At 67.9% G+C, this 8,353-nt stretch carries 7 protein-coding genes; 2 read left to right on the forward strand and 5 right to left on the reverse strand.

The genetic code is table 11. The features are described from left to right. Positions 1-151 precede the first annotated feature (151 nt). A complete protein-coding gene (locus QH276_RS04395) occupies positions 152-1,537 on the reverse strand; it encodes a class II 3-deoxy-7-phosphoheptulonate synthase (RefSeq protein WP_280399535.1) in 1,386 nt (461 codons plus the stop codon). 155 nt (positions 1,538-1,692) lie between these two features. On the opposite strand from QH276_RS04395, the gene QH276_RS04400 reads away from it, so the two are divergent. After that, on the forward strand, positions 1,693-2,187 hold the full coding sequence (locus QH276_RS04400; RefSeq protein WP_280399534.1) for a polyadenylate-specific 3'-exoribonuclease AS: 495 nt from the start codon (positions 1,693-1,695) through the stop codon (positions 2,185-2,187). Between the two features lie 63 nt (positions 2,188-2,250). On the opposite strand, the gene qcrB is transcribed toward QH276_RS04400, so the two are convergent. The 4 genes from qcrB to ctaE all read right to left on the reverse strand — a co-directional run bounded on the left by qcrB (position 2,251) and on the right by ctaE (position 6,738). Further along, the gene (gene qcrB, locus QH276_RS04405; protein WP_280399533.1) at positions 2,251-3,891 is read right to left on the reverse strand and encodes a cytochrome bc1 complex cytochrome b subunit; all 1,641 of its coding nucleotides are present in this window, start codon (positions 3,889-3,891) and stop codon (positions 2,251-2,253) included. Continuing rightward, on the reverse strand, positions 3,888-5,036 hold the full coding sequence (gene qcrA / locus QH276_RS04410) for a cytochrome bc1 complex Rieske iron-sulfur subunit (RefSeq protein WP_280399536.1): 1,149 nt from the start codon (positions 5,034-5,036) through the stop codon (positions 3,888-3,890). The genes qcrB and qcrA overlap by 4 nt, the downstream gene beginning before the upstream one ends. A gap of 102 nt (positions 5,037-5,138) precedes the next feature. Then, the gene (qcrC, locus tag QH276_RS04415) at positions 5,139-6,002 is read right to left on the reverse strand and encodes a cytochrome bc1 complex diheme cytochrome c subunit (RefSeq protein ID WP_280399532.1); all 864 of its coding nucleotides are present in this window, start codon (positions 6,000-6,002) and stop codon (positions 5,139-5,141) included. Between the two features lie 127 nt (positions 6,003-6,129). Further along, entirely contained in the window at positions 6,130-6,738 is a 609-nt protein-coding gene (ctaE, locus tag QH276_RS04420; protein WP_280399531.1) for an aa3-type cytochrome oxidase subunit III, read from the reverse strand. 374 nt (positions 6,739-7,112) lie between these two features. On the opposite strand from ctaE, the gene trpD reads away from it, so the two are divergent. Then, on the forward strand, positions 7,113-8,171 hold the full coding sequence (gene trpD, locus QH276_RS04425; RefSeq protein WP_280399530.1) for an anthranilate phosphoribosyltransferase: 1,059 nt from the start codon (positions 7,113-7,115) through the stop codon (positions 8,169-8,171). Positions 8,172-8,353: the final 182 nt, after the last annotated feature.

An 8,353-nucleotide genomic window follows, 5' to 3' on the forward strand; every position in this document is an offset into this window, starting at 1 on the left:
GGGCCCGCCCTCGTCCCCCCCCCCCCCCCCCCCCCCCGCCGCCGGCCCCGCGCGGCCCCCCCCCCCCCCCCCCCCCCCCCCCCCCCCCCCCCCCCCCCGCCCCCCCGCCCCCCCCCCCCCCCCCCCCCCCCCCCCCCCCCCCCCCGGCGGCTCAGCGCAGCATTTCGGCGACGAGAAAGGACAGTTCCAGCGACTGCTGGGTGTTGAGGCGCGGATCGCAGGCCGTTTCGTAGCGGCCCGACAGGTCCAGATCCGAGATGTCCTGGGCGCCGCCGAGACATTCGGTGACGTCCTCGCCGGTGAGTTCGATATGCAGACCACCCGGGTGCGTGCCCAGGGCGTGATGGACTTCGAAGAAACCCTGCACCTCGTCGACGATCCGGTCGAAATGGCGGGTTTTGAAGCCGGTGGACGATTCGTGGGTGTTGCCGTGCATGGGGTCGCACTGCCAGATCACCTGGTGACCGGTGGCCTGCACCTTCTCCACGATCGCCGGCAGGATTTCGCGGACCTTCGTATTGCCCATCCGGGAGACGATGGTCAACCGGCCGGGCTCGTTGTTCGGGTCGAGCCGCTCCACGTACTCCACCGCCTGCGCCGGGGTGGTCGTGGGGCCGATCTTCACGCCGATCGGGTTGGCCAGCAGTTCGGCGAAGGCGATATGCGCGCCGTCGAGCTGCCGGGTACGTTCCCCGATCCACAGGAAATGCGCGGACAGATCGTAGAGCACCGGATCGCCCGCGGAGTTCTCGGCCAGCCGCAGCATGGCCCGCTCGTAGTCGAGTACCAGCGCCTCGTGCGAAGCGTAGATCCGGGCCGATTTCAGGCTGGGATCGTTGACCCGGCAGGCCGTCATGAATCGCAGACCGCGGTCGATCTCCTCGGCCAGCGCCTCGTAGCGGGCACCGGCGGGTGACTGCGCGACGAAGTCGCGGTTCCAGTCGTGCACCCGGTGCAGATCGGCCATGCCGGCGTTGGTGAGCGCGCGGACCAGGTTCATCGCGGCACTGGCGTTGGCGTAGGCGCGGACCAGCCGGGAGGGATCGTGTTCGCGGACGGCGGCATCGGCGACCAGGGAATTGACCATATCGCCGCGGTAGGACTTCAAGCCGAGCGCATCGGTATCGGAGGACCGGGGCTTGGCGTACTGGCCGGCGATCCGCGCCACCTTCACCACCGGCACACTCGCGCCGTAGGTGAGCACCACCGCCATCTGCAACAGGGTCCGGATATTGCCGCGGATATGTGGTTCGGTGTTGTCGGCGAAGGTTTCCGCGCAGTCGCCGCCCTGCATCAGGAACGCCTCCCCACGCGCCACTTCGGCGAGTTGCTCGCGCAACTCGTCCACCTCGGCCGGCAGGCAGATCGGCGGCACGCTCTCCAGCACCGTCCGCATATTCGCCGCCTGCTCGGGATCCCACGACGGCTGCTGCAACGCGGGCCGCGTCAACGCGTCGTCGAGCCGTTTACGCAGCTCGGCGGGCAACGGCGGCAGCTCGGGCAAACGGTCGATGGGAACGTCGACGGTCCAATTCACCAGTTCAGGATAAGTGGTGCCCGATCCGGGAAGATTTCCGGCCGTGCTTTCGCGCGCTCGCCGCGTGTGGGTTGTCCGGCCCCCTTGCGCTACGGCCGTATCGCACCGCACGACTAGGCTCGGGAGGTTCTGTCAGCTGCGAGGGGATCCCCTACTTGAGGTATTTCTACGATTCGGAATTCATCGAGGACGGTCGCGTGATCGATCTCGTATCGATCGGTGTCGTCTGTGAGGACGGGCGGGAGTTCTACGCCGTGTCCTCGGAGTTCGATGCCGGACGGGCGGGACCCTGGGTGGCCAAGTACGTTCTGCCGAAGCTTCCCGCACGGACGTCACCGCTGTGGCGGACCCGGGCGCAGATCCGCGACGAGCTCTACCGGTTCCTGGTCCCCCGGCCGACCGTCCAACCCGAGATGTGGGCCTGGGTGGGCGCCTACGACCATGTGGTGCTGTGCCAGTTGTGGGGTTCGATGGTGGATCTGCCGACAGAGCTGCCCCGCTACACCAACGAACTACGCCAGCATTGGGAAGCGCACGGCCGCCCCGAACTGCCGCCGCCCCCGCGCGACGCCCACGACGCGCTGGCCGACGCCCGGCACAATCTCGCCAAATTCGAGGCGATCGAGGCCGCGCGCCGCCGGTCGGGCTGAGATACCGGCACCGGACACGAACAGGCCCCCTGGTTTCCCAGGGGGCCTGTTGCGTATTCCGGGTCAGTGCCCGTGCTGCCCGTTCGAGCGGGCCTCGTCCTGCACTCGTTTGAGCACCGCCAGCTGCTTGTGCTCTTCCTCCAGCTCGTGGGCGAAATGCTGTTCGCTCTCCGAGCGGGGGTCGGGCCGCAGGAAGCTGCCGGTACCGGGCTGACCGGCCGAGCCCAGCTGGTTCATCTTCTTGGGCACCACGGCGCCCTGATACTCCAGCGGGATCGGGTGGCCGTGCGCGTCGACCGGACCCAGCGGCTGATGCACCTCGATGTACTCGCCGTGCGGCAGCCGCTTGATCACACCGGTCTCGATACCGTGCTCGAGGACCGCCCGGTCACTGCGCTGCAGTCCGATGCAGAACCGGTAGGCCAGGAAGTAGGCCAGCGGCGGCGCGACGAGCAGGCCGATGCGGCCGATCCAGGTGGTCGCGTTCAGCGAGATATCGAACTTCAGCGCGATGATGTCGTTGACGCAGGACAGGGTGAGCACCACGTAGAAGGTGATCGCCATGGCGCCGATCGCGGTACGCACCGGTACGTCGCGCGGCCGCTGCAGCAGGTTGTGCCGGGCGGTGTCGCCGGTGAGCTTCTTCTCTATCCACGGGTAGGCGATGAGTACCGCGAACACCAGGCCCATGGTCAGCGCGACCCAGAACACCGCGGGCACGGTGTAACGGCCGAGATACAGCTCCCAGGGCGGCATCAGACGGGCCAGGCCGTCGGTCCACATCATGTAGAAGTCGGGCTGCGAACCGGCCGAGACCTGCGACGGGTTGTACGGGCCCAGGTTCCAGATCGGGTTGATCTGCAGCAGGCCACCCATGAGGGCGACGAAACCGAGGGTGAACGCGAAGAACGCGCCCTGGTCGGCGGCGAACACCGGGACGATCCGGGCGCCGACCACGTTGTTCTCGGTGCGGCCCGGTCCGGGGAACTGAGTGTGCTTCTGATACCAGACGATCGCGACGTGCGCGGCGATCAACGCCAGCATGATGCCCGGGAACAGCAGGACGTGCGCGATGTAGAGGCGCGGGATGATGATGTCGCCGGGGAAGTCGCCGCCGAACATCAGCCAGTGCAGCCAGGTGCCGACCACCGGGACACCGATGGTGATACCGGAGAACGCGGCCCGCAGACCGGTGCCGGACAGCAGATCGTCGGGCAGCGAGTAGCCGAAGAAGCCCTCGAACATGGCCAGGATCAGCAGCAGCGACCCGATCACCCAGTTCGCTTCACGCGGTTTGCGGAACGCGCCGGTGAAGAAGATGCGGAACAGGTGGATGATGATCGACGCCGCGAACAGCAGCGCCGCCCAGTGGTGCACCTGCCGGACGAACAGACCGCCGCGCACCTCGAAGGAGATGTTCAGCGCGGTCTCGTAGGCCCGTGACATCCCGACACCGCGCAGCGGCTGATAGGCACCGTCATAGGTGACATGCGCCATCGACGGGTCGAAGTACAGCGTCAGGTAGACACCCGACAGCAGCAGGATGATGAACGCGTACAGCGCGATCTCACCCAGCAGGAACGACCAATGGGTGGGGAACACCTTGTTGATCGATCGCTTCACGAAGGCGGCGCCGCGATAGCGCTCGTCCATTTCGTTGGCCTGTGCCGCAAGCTTGCGGCCTACAGCCGTTCCAGCACTCATGATCGACGCTCCCAGAAGGCCGGGCCGAGGGGTTCGATGAAGTCACCGTTGGCGACCAGGTACCCCTCTGAGTTTACGGTGATCGGCAGCTGCGGCAGCGCTCGGGCGGCAGGACCGAAGATCGGCTTACCCCATTCGGTCGCGGAGAACTGCGACTGATGGCACGGGCAGAGGATCCGGTTGGTCTGCTGTTCGAACAGCGACGTCGGGCAGCCGAGATGGGTGCAGATCTTCGAGTAGGCGAAGTAGTCGCCGAAGTTGAAGCTTTCCTGACCCTTACGTTTGATCGCGTTCTTCGCGTCCTCGGGCCGCAGGCGGATGAGCATCACGGCATTGCGGATACCGCGCAGCGACTGCAGGGTCGCGTGCTCGTCCCCGCGCCACGATTCCTTCCACGGGAAGACGGTCTCCATGGCGCCGGCGTCCAGATCCTCCGGGCGCACCAGCACGATGTCCTGCGGACGACCGGTATCGCGGCGGATGTAGATGGTTTCGCCCTCGTAGTCGGGGGTCCAGCCGGACACCCACAGCGGCGATTTGTCGCCCTTGGCCCACGGGTTCTTGATCATGCCGCCGACGAACACCAGCAGCGCGCCGATACCCAGCACACCGACGCCGGCGCCCGCGGTGCGGGTGATCAGCTTGCGGCGGCCCAGGGTGGAGGTCTCGAGGGCGTCGCTCAGTTCGGCGGCCAGCGTGCGCCGGTCGACCTCACTCGATTTGCCGTCGTGCCGGTCCTGCACCGACAGCTCCGCCGGGATGAACTTCTTGCGGATCAGCACCACCGCGATACCGATGGCCAGGACCGAGATACCGAAGGTGAGACCGTACAGCGGCGTGGTGAGCGAGTAGATGCCGTGCCCGTCGTCCTCTTTGCCCTTGTACTCCCAGGGCCAGAACAGGAACACACCCACCAGCGCGGCGGCGGCCAGACCGGAGATCGCGAACCACATCGCGACCTGCCGTTCCGCGCGTTTCTCCGCGCGGGTGCCCGGCACCGGCCAGCGTTCCCGCCGGTAGGCGACCTCGACACCGTCGCGCGCCGCGCCGAGCTCGACCAGCTCGTCACGCGACATCGCGTCCAGTTCGGCCTCGGTCGGTTCCGCCGGGGTCGCGGCCGCGGAATCTTTGTCCAGGCGACCCATCTCGTTTCGCTCCTGTTCTTCACTCATGGCTGTGGCCCTTCCACCGGGGCAGGCCGGGACGTCCGCCGCGGAGGCGGTCGGCGTTTCCGGATACCGGCCCGATCATGTGCGGGATCCGATCCAGATCGCGGCACCGACCACCGCCACGATGCCGATCGCCCAGATGGCGAGGCCCTCGGTGGCGGGACCGAACCCACCCAGACCCCAGCCGCCGGGACTCTTCTCCTCGGCCGAGTTCTTGACATAGGCGATGATGTCGCGCTTCTCCTCCGGCGTGAGCTGCCGGTCGGAGAATTTCGGCATGTTCTGCGGGCCGGTGAGCATGGCCGCGTAGATCTGCTGCTCGGAGGCCGGATCCAGCGGCGGGGCGAACTTACCGGAGGACAGCGCGCCGCCGCGGCCGGTGAAGTTGTGGCAGGAGGCGCAGTTCATCCGGAACAGTTCGCTACCGCGGCCGATATCTCCGCCGCGCAGCGATTCCTGCGCGATCTCCCCGTTGGCGTCGCGGATCACGGTCGGGCCACCGCCGTTGGCGGCGATATAGGCGCCGAGCGCGTCGGTCTGGTGGGCGTCGAACTTCGGAGGTTTGCGTTCGGCCTGCGCTTCGTTGCGGACCATCGGCATACGCCCGGAGGACACCTGGAAGTACACGGCCGCCTCGCCCACACCGATGAGGCTGGGGCCGCGGTCCGGCACGCCCTGCAGGTTGGCGCCGTGGCAGGTGATGCACGAGGTCTCGTACAGCTGCTGACCCTCGCGGATCAGCGCCACCGAATCCTCGTTCGCCGTGGCCACCTGCGGCTCCGGGGTGAGCGCAGAGGCGAGGAAACCGGCTCCGACGAGGCCCACCATGAGCGCGAGGCCACCCGCGATCCGTCGGCGGATGCGGCGCTGCCTGCGCTTCTTGCTGGCCTCGCCGTGCCCACCGCTGGCGGGCGCTGGCGCTGTCGGGGGCGATGAACTCATCTGTGTCCCTTTGGAGTAGACGGAACCGTGGCGGGCTGTGTTGACTTGTGCGCTCGGGCTACGCCTGCGTGGTAACGCTGCGCTGCCTCCTCCGGCGCTGACGCCCGAGCGCGGGCGGACGCCGACGTCACTGGATGAAATAGATCACGGCGAACAGCCCGATCCAGACGATGTCGACGAAGTGCCAGTAGTACGAGACGACGATCGCGGCGGTGGCCTGCGCGGGGGTGAACTTGCTCATCGTGGTACGCGCGAGCAGGAACAGGAAGGCGATCAGACCGCCGATGACGTGCAGGCCGTGGAAGCCGGTGGTGATGTAGAACACCGACCCGTAGGAGCTGCCCGAGATCGAGGTCCCCTCCGCCACCAGGTGGACGTATTCGTAGGCCTGACCGGCCACGAAGAACGCGCCCATGAAGAAGGTGAGCAGGTACCAGCGGCGCAGCCCGAACACATCGCCGCGTTCGGCCGCGAACACACCCATCTGGCAGGTGAACGACGAGGCGATCAGGACCGCGGTGACCGGGATGGCCAGACCGAGGTTCAGCTCGGTCGGCGGCATCGGCCATTCGGGTGCCTGACTGCGCGCGACGAAATACATCGCGAAGAGGCCGGCGAAGAACATCAGCTCGCTGGACAGCCAGATGATGGTACCGACGCTGACCATGTTGGGCCGGTTCAGCGAATGCACACGCTGGGTTATGGCCGATCCTGAGGTACCTACTGCGGTCGTCACGACGTAAGTATGACTCTTCGTAGTACGACAGTCGAAGTCGGGTTCCCATCTTGATCTTTTGTGTTGCGATCCTGCGCCTTCGCTCCGGCGTCCGCGTTGGACGAGCTGACCCGCCGAACACACCACAATCCACCGCACGACCACCTGCGACACACCGCCAACGCCCTGAATCCCGCCCCGGGCGTGTTGCGATGCTCCGCCTTCGCTCCGGCGTCCGCGTGAACAGGTCACCCCAGCCGACCCGCAACCTACGGGCGCGGGGTACGTGCGACACCGGACGCACTACGTCTGCCGATGAACTTCACCCGACCGGGCGCACTAGGGTGTTCATGACCATTCGGTCACCCGGATCCCGGTGCGACGAGGAGATAGAGATGAGCGTGCGCAGCTGGCCCCAGATGCTCGGGGCCCTCGCCGACGGACACGACCTCACCGCGGACGATACGACCTGGGTGATCGACGAGATCTTCACCGACAACTCCACCGCGGCGCAGATCGCCGCCTTCGGGGTCGCGATGAAGATCAAGGGCCCCACGCCCGCCGAACTGTCGGGGATGGCGCGCGGCATGCTGGGCCACGCCCGGCTGGTGAAGGTCGCCGGGGACGCGGTGGACATCGTGGGCACCGGGGGCGACCGATCCGGGTCGGTGAACATCTCCACCATGTCCTCGGTGGTGGTGGCCGCCGCCGGAGTGCCGGTGGTCAAACACGGTAACCGTGCCGCTTCGTCGAAGAGCGGCGGCGCGGATGTGCTGGAGGCGCTGGGCGTGAAGCTCACGCTGGGCCCGGAATCGGTGGCCCGGTGTGTCCGGGAGGTCGGGATCGGGTTCTGCTTCGCCCCGCTGTTCCATTCGGGTCTGCGGTTCGCCGGTCCGGCCCGTAAGGAAATCGGCATACCGACGGTGTTCAACGTGCTGGGCCCGCTCACCAACCCGGCCCAGCCGCGTGCCGGGCTGGTCGGTTGCGCGTTCGCCGATCTGCTGGAGACCATCGCCGGCGTTTTCGCCGACCGCGGCGCCGGGGCCCTGGTGGTGCGCGGCCGCGACGGTCTGGACGAGATCACCACCTCCGATGCCACCGACGTCTATGTGGTCGCCGGCGGCGAGATCCGGGCCGCGGTGATCGACCCGGTCCGGCTCGGTATCCCCCGGGTCGACCTGGACGCGCTGCGCGGCGGCGATGCACAGGTGAACGCGCAGGTCGCGCGGGATGTGTTCGCGGGCCGACCGGGCGCGGTCCGCGATGCGGTACTGGTCAACTCGGCCGCGGCGATCACCGCCTACGACCTCTCCCGCGGCGCGGACCCGTCGGGCGACCTCGACGATCACCTGGCCGCCGGGATCGAACGCGCCGCCACGGCCATCGACAGCGGCGCCGCGGCGGCCCTGCTGGACCGCTGGGCCGAACTCACCCGCACCCTCGGCGAGGACTGAACCCGCACGAGATCGGCCGCGGGCCCTATAGGGGGGGCGCCGGGGCCCGGGGGGGGGGGGGGCGATTTGGGGGGGGGGGAAACCCCCCGCGCCCCCCGTGGACCGCGGGGCGGTCTAATCGGACAAATCCGCGGTGGGTTTGGCGATCAGCCCGGACGGCCGGTACATCGCCACCGTGAACA

Source organism: Nocardia carnea (genome assembly GCF_029869215.1).
Classification (GTDB): Bacteria; Actinomycetota; Actinomycetes; order Mycobacteriales; family Mycobacteriaceae; genus Nocardia; species Nocardia carnea_B.

Excerpts from the sequence above, each read along its gene's own strand:
- qcrA (WP_280399536.1), bottom strand. The coding sequence starts at position 5,036 with ATGGGTCGCCTGGACAAAGATTCCGCGGCCGCGACCCCGGCGGAACCG.
- qcrB (WP_280399533.1), bottom strand. The coding sequence starts at position 3,891 with ATGAGTGCTGGAACGGCTGTAGGCCGCAAGCTTGCGGCACAGGCCAAC.
- qcrC (WP_280399532.1), bottom strand. The coding sequence starts at position 6,002 with ATGAGTTCATCGCCCCCGACAGCGCCAGCGCCCGCCAGCGGTGGGCAC.
- trpD (WP_280399530.1), top strand. The coding sequence starts at position 7,113 with ATGAGCGTGCGCAGCTGGCCCCAGATGCTCGGGGCCCTCGCCGACGGA.